Source organism: Nocardia mikamii NBRC 108933 (assembly GCF_001613505.1).
Classification (GTDB): Bacteria; Actinomycetota; Actinomycetes; order Mycobacteriales; family Mycobacteriaceae; genus Nocardia; species Nocardia mikamii.
Genome location: NZ_BDCM01000006.1, coordinates 56346 through 72232 on the forward strand (window position 1 = coordinate 56346; position 15887 = coordinate 72232).

The window sequence follows — 15887 nt, forward strand, 5'->3', positions numbered from 1 at the left end:
CGGCTAAGCGGAGGAACCTCAGTCACAAACCTGGCTGTGCCAGGATCATGCCTGCTTCACCCTTATGACAGCTGATCGGTGGCCGCCTCGTAGAACGCATCCGCGAGCGCCATGATCACCCCGTTGATTCCGGGCCCGTCGCTGAAGAAGTAGTCCGCCATCGTGTTGTGGGCGTCCTGGTTGTCGATCACCGCCTCGCTGACCGCCGCCTGGAAGTCCTGTGACTCCATGAACTGCTTCTTGGAGTTCACTCTCGTCTGCTTCACCAGGTCCGGATACGCCAGCAACCGCTCCACCAGTCCCTGCACGAACTCACGCACCTGCGACGCGGTAAACGACTCAGCACCGAACAGGTCGTTCATCCGGTCGATGACGACCTGCAGCGCAACATATTTCGGCTCCTTCTTCGTGCCAGAGCCAGCGGCACTGATGCCCTTTAGCTGACCCTCACCGGTCAGCGAGATGTCCACCGCGGAGGCCTTGGTGTGCCTGACCCCGACCAGCACCACATCCGACAGGTCGACCGGTGCGGCCCACGAAGATTCGGCGATGACCTTCTCCAGCAGTCGCAGGAAGATCGACAGCATCTCCATGTACGGGTCGGCGTAGTTGACGATCTGGCTCATGAAGTCGTAGAGCCGCACGTAGGTGGAGACGTCCTTGCGGAACAGGTCGAGAGTGTTGAGCGTGAGCGTGTCGTCTGCCTCTTTCGCCGCCGCGTACCGGCGCCCGAACTCGTTCTTGGCCGGGCTGATTCCGGCGGACAACGCACTGTTGCCCTTGCGGCCCACCCACATCGCCGCGACATCCTGCACCTCTGCGGTGGTGTAGATCCCGGCCTGGGCAAGCTTGTCGACCAGGTGAACGACCACGTACGGGTCGGTTTCGGTTTCGAGGGTGGCGTTGGTGAAGTAGGGCTCGAACGATTTTCGGATGTCGTCGGCCTTGTTGGCGAAGTCGATGACGAACGTCTTACGTTTCCGCTCCCCGCCCGCAGTGCGGTGGGTGCGGTTCAGTCGCGACAACGTCTGCACCGCTGTCACCCCGGACAGTTTCTTGTCGATATACATCGCTGTCAGCAGCGGCTGGTCGAAGCCGGTCTGGAACTTGTTGGCCACCAGCATGATCGAGTACGAGGTGCCCTTGAATGCCGCAGCCAGATCCGTGCCGGCGCCGGGGTTCATGTTGGCCTCGGTGAACTCGTCATCCCTACCCGCCCGAGGACCCCACTCGGCCAACCATTCCTCGTCGTCGGCCATCGTCACCGAGCCGGAGAACGCGACCAGGGTGCGGTAGGTGTAGGAGTTGTCCATGGTTGCGCGTTTGGCGATGTAGGCGTCGATCGCCTTCTTGTACTTCACCGCCGCCTTGCGGGAGTCAGTCACCACCATCGCCTTCGCCCGGCCCTCCAGTAGGTGAGCGACATTGGCGTGGAAGTGCTCAACGATGATCCGCACTTTCGACCCGATGTTGGTCGGGTGCAGCGACACCCACCGCATCATCCCCTTACGGGCTGTGGCCTCGTCGACCTCGTCGCCGCCGTTCTTGGCGTTCTCGGCGATCTTCAACGCGGTGTCGTAAGTCTGGTAGCCGCGCAGCACGTCGAGTATGTAGCCCTCCTCGATCGCTTGGCGCATCGAGTACAGGTGGAACTCGACCGGTTTCCCGTCGGGACCCTTGCGGCCAAACAGTTCCAGGGTCTTGTTCTTCGGGGTCGCGGTGAACGCGAAGTAGGAGATGTTCTGCGACTCAGCCCGTTCGGTCATCTCCGCAGCGAGGATCGCCTCCACATCGATCTCGCCGCCGTCCTCGATCTCATTGACCTGTTCTGCGGTCAGTACTGCCCTCAGTTTCGATGAGATCTGCCCGGACTGCGACGAATGCGCCTCGTCGGCGATCACCGCGAACCGCCGGCCCTGCAGCGAGGTGTCGGCGCGGATCTCGTCGAGCGCGAACGGAAACGTCTGCACCGTCACCGCGATGATCAGGTCGCTGTTCTTCAACGCCGTCGCCAACAGGCTGGACTTCGACTGCGCGCCGGCCTTGCGGACGTCTTCCGGGCTGATCGTCGTCACGATCTTCCCGGACCCGTCGATCTGCCGGACCGCCTCCTGCAACTGTCCATCGAGCACTGTACGGTCCACGACCACGATCACCGAGTCGAACACCTTCGTATCGTCGACGTGCAGCCGGGCGAGCCGGTGCGCGGTCCAGGCGATGGTGTTCGTCTTCCCCGACCCCGCCGAATGCTCGATCAGATATCGCTGACCCACGCCTTCCTCGGTGACGGCGGCGACGATGTTCGTCACAGCTTCCCACTGGTGGAACCGCGGGAACAGCATGCTGGTGCGCCGCATCGACGTGCCGGTCGCGACGTCCCATTCGTCCTTGGTGTCGACGATCATTAGCCGGCCGATAATGTTGAGCCAGGCGTCTTTCGCCCAGACCCGCTCCCACAGATACGCCGTCGCCGACTTCCCGTCCGCGGCAGGTGGATTGCCGGCGCCGCCGTCGTGGCCAATGTTGAACGGCAGGAACGAAGTCTTCTCGCCCTCGAGCTTCGTGGTCATCGCGGCCAGGTCGTTCGACACAGCGAAATGGACCAGTGCCCGATGCCCGAACGACAGCAACGGTTCCGGGCGGCCGTTGGTGATCGGGTTGCGCTGCTTGCGGTACTGGTCGATCGCCGCGTCCAAAGACTGGGTGAAGTCGGTCTTCAGCTCTACGGTCGCTACAGGCAGCCCGTTGATGAAAAAGACCAGGTCGATGCTGCGCTTGTCGGCAGTGGAGAAATGCACCTGCCGCATCACCCGCACCCGCATTGCGGCGTACTGCTCGACGGTGGTCGCGTTCAGGCTGGTGTCAGGCCGGAACTGCGCCATCTTCAACCGGCCGCCCCCGATGTACTGCACTCCATTGCGCAGGACGTTCAGTGTTCCGCCGCCGTGTTCAAGGGGCTTGTCGAGCGCGGTGGTCAACACGTCGAGGAACTTCGTCTCCGAGCCTGCTGCCTTCAAAGCTTTTTCGAACGCCAGCTGCTGGGTGGCCCGCAGCCAGGCGAACAGGTCATCTGGTAACAGTGCCCGTTCCCGGTCGTAGCTGGTGTCGTTTGCCGAGTACAGCCACCCGTGAGCGTTGAGATGAGCGCAGATTTCAGATTCGAAGACGACCTCGTGGTGGTCGACCATAGCGCCTACTTCCGTGTATCTATCTGACCCGTTACTGCAGCTGTGATCAGGGCTGACCGGCGTTCGCGCGCGAGTTCGATACAGCCTTCGGTCTCGGCGATGAGAGCTTCGATTCTGGCAGACTCGTTGTCCAAGAAGGCAATACGTCGACGCTGCTCCTCCAGCGAGGGCAGCTGCATCGGAAGGTTCACGATATCGGCCTGGCTGATATTGAGCATCGAGTAGCTCGCGCCAGTGGCCTCCAACTCGATCAGATCACGCCACCGTCGGCTCCCAAGCACTGCAGCCACGAATCGCGGATCCGCTTGGTTCTCATCAAGCGATAACGCATAAAGCTTGTCGGAGAGCATGAGCCTCGGATAGTCGCCGTCAACCACGGCCGCACTCCCGACCAGTTCACGGGTGTTTGCACGCGATACCAGCAGATCGCCGCGACGTACGACGATCTCGGGGCGCGGAGTCGCGTCGTCGGGCAGTTCCTTGTTCTCTAGTGGGCGAAACTGACCACCGTTTGCTGCACCCGCCTTCAGCACGGCCCATGTCTCGATGCCATCCGCCGGCCACGAGCAGCATTGTGGACTCCATCCCTGCCGCACCGATCGGATGATGTGCTTCAGGCGAGTACCATCGACACCGACAACGGCAACCGTTTCCTCGACAGCCGCATGGCGACGCTCGCGGAGCATCTCGACCAGGCGCTGCTGCGCCTCTATCAGGGTGTCGATGCTGTCAGTCTCGCGGTCCAGGTAGTCGGCGATGGAGTGCTGTACCTCGACAGGGGGAAGAGGCAACGGCAACCTCGCCAGTTTCTCTGCGGTGAGGTGCGGCATCGAGACGACATTGGAGTACGCCCGCATGAAACCGCTGGCTCGTAACGCAATCAGATAGAACGTGAGGAACCGTCCATCGAAGCCGTCCAACGGTCGGAGTCGATTGATCGAGTTCTGGAATCCCCAGCCCGGCAGATCCTCACCCACGTACGCCGCGCGACCAAAGCCGCCCTGACCGCCCTCGACGACGACAACGTCCCCCGCCCGGATACTCAACTGTGTCAATTCCGACTCGCGGAACCACATCTCATTCACATCGTCGAGAGCCAACACACCGTCAGGCTGCACGTTGGCGGCCCGCAAGTACGGGGCGAATACGTCGTTACCGGAGTCCTTGCTCTGCAGCATCTTTCCAAGAGTTACCGCTGCAGCGTTCTTGACCTGACACGCTGACCACCCCTCGGGCAAACTGTCCCAAAGTGGACCCTTCACTGCTCTACCTCACGCAGGAGCACGAGGATCTTAGCGATCTGCCTCTCCAGATCAGCATCAATTTCCGCAAGGGGACGAGGTGGCACGTACTTGTAGAAGTGCCGAGTGAACGGGATCTCGTACCCGGTCTTGATCTTGGACCAAGCGATCCACGCGTCCGGGGTGTGTGGCTTCACCTCAGCGTCGAAATACCGCTGAATCACTTCCAGCTTGCCCTCAGGCCCCTCGGTCGAACCGCCGTAGTTGAATGGGATGTTCTCGATGTCGCGCTTCCTGGGGTCCGGCTTCGGGTTGCCCATACGATCAACCGACGGCTTGCCACCTTCGGTCAGCAGCGGGCGCTCGATGGTGACAGCCCAGTAGCCGAACTCGTTGTTATCCAGCACTTTGCTGTAGTCGGGATCTGCGGCGGTGAAGGCGTCGTACAACTTCAGTATCCTTGCGCGATCCGCCGAGCTGAGTTCACGGTTCTTGGCGCCAAGGTTCTTGCGCATCTTGGTCCAGAACGACGATCCGTCGATTAGCTGGATCAAACCCCTCCGCTCGGGATGCTTGGTGTTGTCCAGAATCCAGATGTATGTCGCGATCCCGGTGTTGAAGAACATGTTGGTCGGCAGCGCCACGATCGCCTCGACCAGGTCATTCTCGAGTAACCACCTTCGGATATTCGACGGCCCAGACTCCGCGGCGCCACTGAACAGCGGCGACCCGTTCATAACTATGCCGACCCGGCCCCCGCCGTCCTCGGGCGCCCGCATCTTGTGGGCCAAGTGCAGCAAGAACAGCATCTGCCCGTCCGAGGTCGCCGGCAGGCCAGGTGCGAACCGGCCGTAGGGGCCGGCCGCGTCACGTTCCCTGGTGACCGCCTTGGCGTACTGCTTCCAGTCCACACCGTAGGGCGGGTTGGACATACAGAAGTCGAACTTACGGCCCCGGAAAGCGTCCTCGGTCAACGTGTTCCCGAAGGCGATGTGCGTCGCATCGTGGCCCTTGGCCAGCAGGTCGGACTTGCAGATCGCGTAGGACTGCGGGTTGTATTCCTGCCCGAACAACGTCAACTTCGCATCGGGGTTCTGCGCCAGCAGGTGCTCCTCTGCGAGCGCGAGCATGCCGCCGGTGCCGGCTGTCGGGTCGTAGAGAGTGCGAACGATGTTGTCCTCGGTCAGGTCGACGTCCTTCTCGGCGAAGAGCAGGTCGACCAGCAGCCGGATCGCGTCGCGCGGCGTGTAGTGATCTCCGGAGGTCTCGTTCGCGGCCTCGTTGAACTTGCGGATGATGTACTCAAACGCGTCGCCCATGTCGGCGTTGGAGACCGTATCCGGGTGCAGGTCAACGCCTTTGAACGAGGTGAGCACCTCGCGCAGGAGCTCGGCCTTCTCGAGGGCGAGGATCTCCTTCTTGAAGTCGAAGTACTCGAACACATCGACGTCGGCGGAGAACCGGTCGATGTAGTCGACTAGGTTGTCCGCCAGCCCGTCGGCGTCCTGGAGGAGGTTGTCGAAGGAGTAGTTGGAGGTGTTGTAGAACGGCCGGCCGGTGGCCTTCTTGACCTCGACCTTGAGCCGATTCGGGTTGTCGAATCTCGCGGCTAGCTCGCGGACGGTGTCCCGGTCGGGTTCGAGGATGCAGTCGAGGCGGCGCAGGATGGTGAGCGGGAGGATGACGTTGCCGTACTGGTTGGGGCGGTAAGGACCCCGAAGTTGGTCGGCGATCGACCAGATGAAACTACCGAGGGCGCTCACGTGGCTCCTTACGTTCTCACTCGACGGCAACGGTTGGGCCGGCGAGTAGGCGCGCGTGCCACCGAGCGGAGACAGCGCAGCCCACAGGGTCGGCCACAAGAACATCATGTCGCACCGCGGTATCCTGCGGACCAGCAAGCCGCCAGACGAGGGCGGCGGTCGACGATCACGACAGCATCCGCCTGACGACCATCGACCACACCACGGTCACCCCAATGTGAAAATACCTATGCTGCAAGCTAATCTGGTCCACGCTCGATGGAGCAGAAGCAGGGGGTAGCTGGTCTTGGCACGAAGACGACATCCAGAGGTCGATGACTCAACCCAAGTCGTGCCGCTGGCTGTACTGCGGCCCGACAGCGAACTCCGCGCGAAGATCGGCGTGTCCTCTGGAAAAGAGTGGTCGTACTCGCAGAGCTGTCGCGACTGGCCCGGCTCCAAGCCGCACCTAGCCATCCTCCTCGTACCGGCCGACCGGGCCGCAGGCGCCGGCGACCAACTCGCTGACCAGATCTGGGGAGTAGGAATTGCGAAGGCCGGCCACAAGACTGACGCCGACCAGAAGGTGACCCTCTCCCACATTCACCTGCTACAAGAGATGGTCGACGTACCGAACGACTGGTCCGACGACCATCGACCCGACCGGTTACCGGTCACAGGCCCGGTGAACCTGAACGTTGTCAGCATTCTCACCAGTCTGACGCAACTACTGAAGAGTGACGCCGCCAAGCTGAAGACGTTGACGGATCTGCTTGACGAGCGGCCCGATTGGACGGAGCGCGCCCTCCGGTGGCGCGACGAGCGGGACGCGGTGTTGTTGTTCGCCAAGGTGGCTGGGCTAACCCCGAACAGCATCCCCAGCATCAAAGACTGGGATCGAACCTCGGCCGATCATAGCTTTCTCAGTGGGGTTGGAGGTGACGCGGTCCAATTAGCGTTCGACCGCTGCACGCAGAAGCAAATCGACGATATTCTCGGCAAACTAGGACACTTGACATCCCGTACATTCATTGATGCCGCCAATCCACACGCGCCACGCCACCATCTTGAGCTGACGACAATTGTCTCAGGGACCAGAGTTTCGTCAAGCAACGCCTCAATTGATGCCTACTATTTCCATGCGTCCACCGGCACTCTCGTAATTCTACGGTACATGCAGCCGCAGATGCTCGCGTCGCCCGACAGCTGCACACTCCTGGCCACGCTCAGAGATAGAGCCAGGAACGCAACACCGACAGTTGAGCAAAATACTGATGACTTTCGGCTGCTCAAGGATCCGCTTTTCGTTCGGATACATGACGACCAACCATTCACGCCAGGCTTGGCGCAGACCAGTTCTGGATCCATTTATCCGATCACGCAAGTCCTGACGGAGGCCGGCCGACCTCGTTCGACCCCTGCCAGGTTCAGTCGTCATCTGGTACCGACCGATTTCGCCCGGCTCGTTCGTGACGGATGGTTCGGCTCACGAAATCTGCTGCTGGACGATGTCATCAATTTGGTTGCCGATTCGGTACGGGTGATTGGCCACGCGCTACTCGTGATTGATCTGAGCACGCGACCTCGTGGCAATGGTTCGACGTTTTCCCTTGACACCCCGCTCCCGCGATAGACCGAAGACGATGGAGGACGGACAACCATGGCACCGCTGGAAGCGGATACCCGTCGTCAGGTCACGCAAGTTCGTGAGCAGCTGCACGAGACCTTCGACGGCCTGATCGACGACAGCGACATCGCCAACCTGCAAGGGCCCAACTACGAGAACCGATACCTGTCGCGCGCACTCGCCGCACTGGCAGTTCGGCGTGTGGCCAAGTGCTCGGCGGCAGAGGCGGCCAGCTTCGTGACCGACGGTATCGCCGACCAGGGATTGGACGCCATCGCGCCGCTGCCGGACACGGGTCGGGTCCTGTTCGTGCAGGCGAAGTGGAGTAACAGCTGTTCGGCGACCTTCGACGTCGACGCCGCGAAAGCCATGATCGACGGGCTCAACCGGATTGACGAAGAACTCTACAGCCAGTTCAATCAGCGCGCCGCGGACCTCGCTCAGCAGTCCCGCTCAATTTTCATTTCCGGGCACGTGGTCCTGGTTATCGCCTTGATGGGGGCGGAGAAACCGCAACAACCAGCGCTGGAAGTCCTCAAAAACGCATTTGGCGTATTCGGAAGATCCGGTGCCCGATTCACCATCGAGACGCTGTACGCTTCCGATTTCCACGAACAGATTCATGAGGACTTGCGCCCGACTCCGATCTCGTTGGAGGTCCGACTCGACGACTGGTACCAGCAGAAAGGGCCGTATGACGCTTACCAAGGCAGCGTCGCGGCCGAGAGTGTGGCTGACTGGTTCGAGCAACACGGGATCGCCCTGTTCGAGCACAACCTCCGGGCACCCCTTGGCACTACAACCACCAACGCGACAATCGGTCAGACACTTACCACGGCTCCCGGGAAATTCTGGTATCTGAACAACGGAATCACCATGATCTGCAACGGGCTGACCGCAAAGCACGACAGCGCTCGGTCGCCACAAAGTAGGCCGACCACGCTGTCGGTCAACGGCGCCAGCATCGTCAACGGCGCACAAACCGTTCGTTCGATCGCGCGAGCAATGCACGACGACGGTGAGGCCGCTGCCAACGCGATGCTGAGCATCAAGGTCATAAACACGCAAGGCGACAAACAACTCGCGGTAGACGTCTCGCAAGCAGCGAACCGGCAGAACGCGATCGAGCAGCGCGACCATATCGCCCTCGAACCTGTCCATCAGGCGATCAAGGCCAATCTGCGTGCCGAGTTGCGCAAGCACTACGTCGTCAAGCGTGGCGAGCTGGTCGCAGCACCGGACACCGGGTGCTCCCTGGACGAACTTGGCCTCGCACTGGCCTGCCTGCACCCGGATGCCGACCATTCGGCACGGGCCAACAGTTCCACCGAGAATCTGTGGGAGCAGGGACCAACGGGCAGTCACACAGTCCTCTTCAAGCGCGAACCATCACCGCTGACGGTCTGGCGGTCGGTGCTGACTCTCCGCGCGACCCGTAGCGAGGTGCACAGACTGGGTGCCGACACCGAGAGACGGCATAGCCTGGGTGCCGACGCCGAAGGACGGTTGGGCCGCGAAGCATCCATCGCCGAACACGGCGGGCTGCTCATCACCCATCTGATCTTCCAGTTCCTGGGTGGCGCGAGTATCGGTGACCCGGACTTCGACTGGGACAGCGAAGTTTTGGAGAAGGTCCCGGCACTTGTGCCCGAGCTGGTGCGCCACCTGGCATATCTGATTGAGCAGACCAATTCGCGACGAGAGATCCGAGCCCTCTTTCGTTCCAGCGCCGAAAGCCAGATACTGGCCAACCAGGTCCTCGAGCAACTCGCGGATGGATTCCAAGTCCCCGTAAAGCCCGCGCCGCCGCGGAAGCCGCGCCGACAGAACACCGTCCCGCTCCTGGTCGACCGCCGAGTGATCAAAGACGGGACGCCGCTCCGATTCGTGGCACGGACAGAGCCCGAGCGTCTCGCGTTGATCGATTGGCTTGCTGCCGACGAGCGTCGAGGACAGGCCACGTGGGTCAACCACCGCAGCAAGTCGATCCTCTGGACGTACGACAGCCAACAGTACTCAGCATCGGGCTTGGTTACCAAGATGTGGATCGACGCTGGATGGGACGACCGCCCGGTAGCAAACCAAGGAACTGTTCGTTGGCAACTCGATGACGGCCAGACACTGTTGGATTTGGCGCAGAGTATCCACCGCGAGGATGCCCTGGACGGGGACGACCACTCGGAGTCGTTCACTGCAGCTCAGCTCGAGGACGTCCTGATGGGAAAGCTACTCACACGCCCTGAGCTGGTTCGACAAGCTATGGCGAACTCCAAGGAGCAGTTCATGGAGTCGCAGGACTTCCGAGCGGCGGTCACCGAGGCGGTCATCGACAGCCAGGGGGCCGAGGGCGCCCTAGCTGGATACTACTTCAGCAACGACCCTCGCGTAGACGCTGACGTCGCTGCACTCGCCGTTGCCTTCTACGAAGCAGCAGTGAATCAGAGACCAGTCATATAGCAAGCCCTGGCAATTGGATGAACTGCCCGACCGACAGCTCGGCCAGGCGGCGACCGCTGCGGATCCGCTGGGGGCTGTCGGCGCAGATTCCCGCGCGGTGACGATCGGGGGTAGCGGCAAACGCAAAGCTACCTGTCGACAAATGGATCGCCTCATGAATCTGCTCGAGAGACAACCCCTTGCGCCGCATCGACACCCCGTGCCAGTGCGGGATCTGACTCGACCGTTCGCCGTTCGACACGGAACCGATCCCCAACTACACCGTCGTGCCACCCTCATACCCGACGATCAACTCCCCAACCTGTACATCGTCAAGCCTCAGAAACCGCATACCTGAACCAATCGGTTTGATCCCCAGCGCGGGACCATCAACCACCGGAGGGTTCGGATTGATTAGCGTTAGCCCGCTTTCGAGCCGCAGGTTGAACCTGCGGCTTGTCTTCTTAGCAGGGGCATCCTGGCGGGCCAGACCGACCAGATCTGCGCTCCACGGCTGTGTGATACTTCTGGACCGACGGTGAAGCAGGCGCCGCAGACGCGGTAGACCAACGTCGCGGCGGCCGAGTTCTCTTCGATTGCTGTCTACATCCGTTCAGGGGCAGCGATTCCCAACAGTCCTAGCCCGTGAGCGAGCGTCGCGGCAGTGAGCTGACACAACGCCAGGCGGTTGCCCCGCACAGGTTCTGGCACGCTCAGGACCGGGCAGTTGTCATAGAAAGTGGTGAAGTCGCGCGCCAGCTCATACAAATACCCGCACAACCGGTGTGGCTCGAGTGTTTCGGCGACCTCACGGACGGTCGAGCTATAGGCATCAAGTTCCAAGGCGAGTGCACGTTCGGCCGGTTCAAGAACCAGGCCGATATCGACAACTGGTGCAGGCTCGCCCGCCTTGCGGAGGATCGAACGGATCCGCGTATGCGCGTATTGCAGATACACGGAGGTGTTCCCGTTGAAGGCGATCATGCGGTCGAGGTCGAAGGTGTAGTCCTTGACCCGCGAAGTCGACAGATCGGCATACTTCACCGCACCGATCCCGGCCTGTTCGGCGATCTTGTCCAGCTCCACCGGGTCCAGGTCGGGGTCTTTATCAGCGACAACTTCACGGGCCTTCGTAAAAGCGTCGTCGAGTAGGTCCATCAATCGCACGGTTCCACCGGCGCGGGTCTTGAACGGCCTGCCGTCGGGGCCGAGGACCGTGCCATAGGCGATGTGCTCCGCGTCGACCTTCTCGGTGAGCCAGCCTGCGCGCCTCGCGGTTTCGAAGATCAGCTGGAAGTGCAGGGCTTGGCGGGAGTCGGTCACATACAGCAGCCGTTGCGCCCCCAACTCGTTGATCCGGTAGCAGATCGTAGCGAGATCGGTTGTGTCGTAACCGTATCCACCGTCGCTTTTGCGCACCATCAATGGCACGGGCCGGCCGTCGGGACCGTTCACTTCCTCGGAGAAAACGACCAGCGCGCCACCACTCTCGACCGCGATCCCCTTGCCGACCAGCTCGTCGATGGTGTCCACCAGCATTGAGTTGTAGAAGGATTCCCCCACCGAATCCTCGGCAGTCAGCAACACCCCGAGCCGACGGTAAATATCGGCGAAGGCTTGTTCCGACTCCGACACGATCTCGCGCCACCGAGCCAGCGTCGCCGGATCACCGGCCTGCAATGCCACCACCCTCGCCCGCGACCTGTCCGCGAACGCCGAGTCAGTATCGAACTCCTTACGCGCCCCCTTGTACAACGCGTCCAACGCGGACACCGACGAACCGTCCCGCTCAGCGAGGTCCTCGCGGCGCCAGCGCGCATCCGGGTGCTCGTCCAAGTATTGGATCAGCATCCCGAACTGAGTTCCCCAGTCCCCCAGGTGATTCTGACGAACCACCTTCGCCCCCAAGAACTCCAGCACACGGGCCAAGTTGTCGCCGATGATCGTCGTCCTCAGATGCCCGACGTGCATCTCCTTGGCGATGTTGGGCGCCGAGTAATCGATCACCGTCCGACGACCATCCTCCGACGCCGCCACCCCGAGGCGGTCATCGTCCAATCGTGCCGCGACATGCTGCCACACCGCCATATCCGAAACCCGGATATTCAGAAAACCCGGCCCGGACGACTCCACTGAAACAACCGGTGCTTCAGCAGTTTCCAGCTTCTCAGCGAGTTCTTTCGCCAGTTCGGCCGGCTTGGTCTTCAACCGCTTGGCCAGAGACAAAGCGACATTGGATTGGAAATCAGCGTGTACGGATCGTCGGACTACCGGGTCTGCGCCTGCCGCATCGGGTCGGACCACGCTGACCGTACGAGACACGGTATCAGCGACAAGGTCGATCAACGGCAGAACCCCGGATTGGGCCACGGGAAGAATCCTCCTGATAGTAGGGATGAGCCAGTATCCCAGGCTGGCAAGGAGCAGGCCTGTCGGCATGTCAGCTATCCTGCGGCCGACCCATCGGCTTGCAGATGTGAGTACCACCGATGTCGCTGACTGATCCTTCAGCCACCAACTCGCCCAACCCCCGGGCAAGTGTCGACCGCAGATGCGCTCCGTCGTCGTACCCGAGGAAGTCCTTACCAGCCGCGCTCGCACAACCGACAACGGCGCGGCTGATGTCAGCCATGCTCACGACCGTATCCGACACCAATGCCAACGCGAGCCGTGCCAGCGCTGCCTCTGCTTCCCGCTGGTGACCGCGATACCGAGTGGTGTTGCCACCCAGAAAGATGTGTGGACTGGTGAGGGCGTTGAGCAGTAGGCGCGATCCAAACCGATGGGAGTTCAGAAAAGCGGGCTCGGCCACTACTGGGACTGCCCGGACTATTCCGTCGTCGCGGTCGAAGCACCGCAGCGCGACGGCGTTGTGGACGTCATCGAAAGTGGCGAACAGTTTCGTCTCGTAGGCGACTTCGGTATCCAAGTCGAGCCCGAAGCGATGGTGAAGGGCGCAGACCTCGGTTATGAGCTGGCTCATTCGCGGCGCCGGAAGTTGTTCAGGACCAATTAGGACAAGATCCAGGTCCGATGTCGGCGTGGCGGTTCCGGTGGCGTGCGAGCCGTAGACCAGCCCATATCCCTGGCGAGCGATGTAGTCGCCGCGTATACGGCAGGCCTGTTCCACTGCGGCGAGAATGCTCATGGCTGCCGCCGCGGGATGTGACAGAGGGGGTGACTGCTGCGCCGGAAATGGACGACGTGTGCCCCACTGGGCAGGGCGACCGAACCGTCTGGCAGCGCGTAGTGGTCGATGAACTCCTCGATCTCCGCATGAACTTGCGGGTCCCGAACAAGTGCTGGATAGCTCTTGAGGTGCACCACGAGGAACCATCGCAACGCCGCTTCCCGGTTGGGCGCCAAGGCTGATCCACCGCAGCGCGTGTGCGACAGGACGCCATACCCATGGTCCTCGTAGACACGTAGCCCGTCGAGCAGAAGGCTCAGCGTGTAGCTGCGCCCGCCCTCAGGAAATGGGCACACTCGTTCCCACAGTCGGGTGACAAGCCGTTGTTCGGGCGTCTCGGCGTCGAAGTGCAGGGCTAAGAAATGCCCTTGCGGTGCAAGTAGTTTCACCATATCTCCGATGAACTGCACGGCCCGTTCCCGAGCCAGGTCGACGTCCTCGCGCGGAATAATCGTGTGAGCCGACATCTGCTCGAAGAACTCCCCTATCGGATAACTCAACGACCAGAACGCCGCGACGACATCGAACCGACCGCCTTGACCTTCGCGCAAGAACTTCGCCACCGCGTCACGAGTATCCGAACGGACCGCTTCGACTGCCGCGACGTTGTCGACCACGGCATCGATCATGGCCACGCTGTAATCACAAGCCACCAATCGAGAGGCATACGGCTCCAATGCCGAGGTCATTCGCCCTGTACCGCAACCGAATTCAACAATGGACAACGACTGGCCGGGCACACCGATCGTGCGCTCGAGCAGGTCCGCGACCAGCGCCACGTCATCTCGGCCATCGAAGTAGTGCGGCAACAACAGCTTGTCGTACACACCAGCGGACTCGTACACAGCCCGGAACTGACCAAGCTCACTCATCGCGCGCATCCACCAGCCGGCAGAGCTCTGCCACGTAGTCCAAGACCTGAGTCATGTGGCTGTCGGTCAGCCGCGGATTGTTCGCCATGAACCGCAGCGCATGCACAATCTCTCCGCGGCGAAGCACACCGTGGTCATCGGGCAGAGTGAAGTGGTGAAGATACCAACGCCCGTCGTCGAGTATCCGCTGGTGGACACGGCGGTTCAGGACATTGATTTCTTCCAGGTCCGCGGCGGTGAGAGACCCATCGGCGGAAAGGCCCGACGGAAGACAAACGAAGGCGACTGCCGCAAGATCGGGTTCATGAAGGCGCCGCAACCCGGACCGCTCATCCACCAAGTCTGAAAACCTACGTGCGAGGGTGATTCGCCGATCGGCGATTTCCGCGAGCCCAGTTCGCCCGTTGGTCACCATCATCATCCACAGCTTCAACGACGACCAGTCTTTTGTGCCTATGAACGGCGTAGCGTGACCGAAGGCAAAGTCCTCCTGCATGATCAGATCAGAATGACTCGCGACCATGCGCAAACTGTCGGGCCGCCGAACCAGTAAGGCGCTCAATCCATATGGCACCGCCATCACCTTGTGCGGATCGACCGTCACGCTGTCGAACAACTCGATACCCGCCACCAGGTGACGCAACAGGTCGCTGAATGTGGCAACCAACCCCCAACATGCATCGGCATGCAGCCAGATCGCCGGATCGGCAGCACGGACCACATCATGCACCGCGCGCAAATGGTCGACAGTCTGCGTACGGCTGTCGCCGGCATATGCGACCACAGCCATCACCCGGCCCCGGTGCTCGACCAACAATCGCCCCAAATCGTCCAGGTCATAACGAAACCCCCGCGTCTTCGCCTCGATCACACGCGCTCCGACACCGATCCAGGCCAACGCACTCTTCACGCTGTAATGACCGATACCACGGGGCACGACAACACCGAACCTATCGACGTCAGTCACACCGCGCTGCATCGTTCCCGGTGCTTTCGCCTCACGTGCCAACAGCATCGCGACGGCATTGCTCGTCGTTCCGCCGTGCGTGACCACGCCACCGACGTCCCACACCGACGACACATCGGCGACGGCGAGATTGCGGTACCCGATCAACTCCCTCAACCACCGCAGTACCGCAATCTCGATGAACGTGGCGCTCGGTGAATCGAAGCTCTGATTGATCATGTTCTGCTGCGTCAACATCGCGAGGACACCACCGACCAACGCTCCCGGATCATCGCCGGTGTCGCCGAAACCGAGGAACCGAGGACTCGCCTCGTTCTTACACAGCGGCAGAATCTCGGCAATAAGACGATCCAAGGCCGCTTCTACTGTCAGTCCCTCCGCCGGCAACCCGGTGACCAGACGATCCCGAATCTCACTGGCCGACATGCGCCTTTCGAAAACATCAGGCCGCCCTTTGAACAACATTCCGAGATCGAGGGCACGATGCAGGGCGCTGGCTGTACCTGCGGTCGGGCACTGCCGGATGGACTCGTTCAGCTTCCTCGGCATGGCTATTTGTTCGATTCGATGACGGTCACGCATTCTGGCCCCTTGCGTTTCGAATTTGGTGGAAGCGAAGTATCA

Annotated in this window: 10 protein-coding genes; 2 read left to right on the forward strand and 8 right to left on the reverse strand. The window is 61.4% G+C overall.

Annotation, left to right across the window (positions count from 1 at the left end):
- Window positions 1-62: 62 nt before the first annotated feature.
- Genes NMI01S_RS07060 through NMI01S_RS07070 form a run of 3 tightly spaced genes read right to left on the reverse strand, consistent with a single transcriptional unit; the run spans window position 63 to window position 6192 of the window.
- Window positions 63-3188: a type I restriction endonuclease subunit R gene (locus tag NMI01S_RS07060; RefSeq protein WP_062995192.1), complete on the reverse strand. Its 3126-nt coding sequence runs from the start codon at window positions 3186-3188 to the stop codon at window positions 63-65.
- 5 nt (window positions 3189-3193) lie between these two features.
- Window positions 3194-4450: a restriction endonuclease subunit S gene (locus tag NMI01S_RS07065; RefSeq protein ID WP_084512605.1), complete on the reverse strand. Its 1257-nt coding sequence runs from the start codon at window positions 4448-4450 to the stop codon at window positions 3194-3196.
- Window positions 4447-6192, reverse strand: a complete 1746-nt coding sequence (locus NMI01S_RS07070; protein WP_062995547.1) for a type I restriction-modification system subunit M — start codon at window positions 6190-6192, stop codon at window positions 4447-4449. Before NMI01S_RS07070 ends, NMI01S_RS07065 begins: the two co-directional genes overlap by 4 nt.
- A gap of 331 nt (window positions 6193-6523) precedes the next feature.
- On the opposite strand from NMI01S_RS07070, the gene NMI01S_RS07075 reads away from it, so the two are divergent.
- Window positions 6524-7804: a hypothetical protein gene (locus NMI01S_RS07075; RefSeq protein WP_062995194.1), complete on the forward strand. Its 1281-nt coding sequence runs from the start codon at window positions 6524-6526 to the stop codon at window positions 7802-7804.
- A gap of 27 nt (window positions 7805-7831) precedes the next feature.
- Window positions 7832-10255 (forward strand): AIPR family protein, encoded by a 2424-nt coding sequence (locus NMI01S_RS07080; RefSeq protein ID WP_062995195.1) that lies wholly within the window; start codon window positions 7832-7834, stop codon window positions 10253-10255.
- On the opposite strand, the gene NMI01S_RS07085 is transcribed toward NMI01S_RS07080, so the two are convergent.
- The 5 genes from NMI01S_RS07085 to NMI01S_RS07105 all read right to left on the reverse strand — a co-directional run bounded on the left by NMI01S_RS07085 (window position 10248) and on the right by NMI01S_RS07105 (window position 15845).
- Window positions 10248-10496: a hypothetical protein gene (locus NMI01S_RS07085; protein ID WP_062995196.1), complete on the reverse strand. Its 249-nt coding sequence runs from the start codon at window positions 10494-10496 to the stop codon at window positions 10248-10250. The genes NMI01S_RS07080 and NMI01S_RS07085 overlap by 8 nt on opposite strands.
- 341 nt (window positions 10497-10837) lie before the next feature.
- Window positions 10838-12604, reverse strand: coding sequence for an arginine--tRNA ligase (gene argS / locus NMI01S_RS07090; RefSeq protein WP_218020936.1), 1767 nt, complete (start codon window positions 12602-12604; stop codon window positions 10838-10840).
- 70 nt (window positions 12605-12674) lie between these two features.
- A complete protein-coding gene (locus tag NMI01S_RS07095) occupies window positions 12675-13382 on the reverse strand; it encodes a nucleotidyltransferase domain-containing protein (RefSeq protein WP_084512611.1) in 708 nt (235 codons plus the stop codon).
- Window positions 13379-14296 carry a class I SAM-dependent methyltransferase gene (locus NMI01S_RS07100; RefSeq protein WP_062995553.1) on the reverse strand — a complete coding sequence of 306 codons (918 nt, stop codon included), beginning with the start codon at window positions 14294-14296 and terminating at the stop codon, window positions 13379-13381. Before NMI01S_RS07100 ends, NMI01S_RS07095 begins: the two co-directional genes overlap by 4 nt.
- Window positions 14289-15845: a pyridoxal phosphate-dependent decarboxylase family protein gene (locus NMI01S_RS07105; protein WP_218020937.1), complete on the reverse strand. Its 1557-nt coding sequence runs from the start codon at window positions 15843-15845 to the stop codon at window positions 14289-14291. Before NMI01S_RS07105 ends, NMI01S_RS07100 begins: the two co-directional genes overlap by 8 nt.
- Window positions 15846-15887 lie beyond the last annotated feature (42 nt).

Excerpts from the sequence above, each read along its gene's own strand:
- NMI01S_RS07060 (WP_062995192.1), bottom strand. The coding sequence starts at position 3,188 with ATGGTCGACCACCACGAGGTCGTCTTCGAATCTGAAATCTGCGCTCAT.
- NMI01S_RS07080 (WP_062995195.1), top strand. The coding sequence starts at position 7,832 with ATGGCACCGCTGGAAGCGGATACCCGTCGTCAGGTCACGCAAGTTCGT.
- NMI01S_RS07095 (WP_084512611.1), bottom strand. The coding sequence starts at position 13,382 with ATGAGCATTCTCGCCGCAGTGGAACAGGCCTGCCGTATACGCGGCGAC.
- NMI01S_RS07100 (WP_062995553.1), bottom strand. The coding sequence starts at position 14,296 with ATGAGTGAGCTTGGTCAGTTCCGGGCTGTGTACGAGTCCGCTGGTGTG.
- NMI01S_RS07105 (WP_218020937.1), bottom strand. The coding sequence starts at position 15,845 with ATGCGTGACCGTCATCGAATCGAACAAATAGCCATGCCGAGGAAGCTG.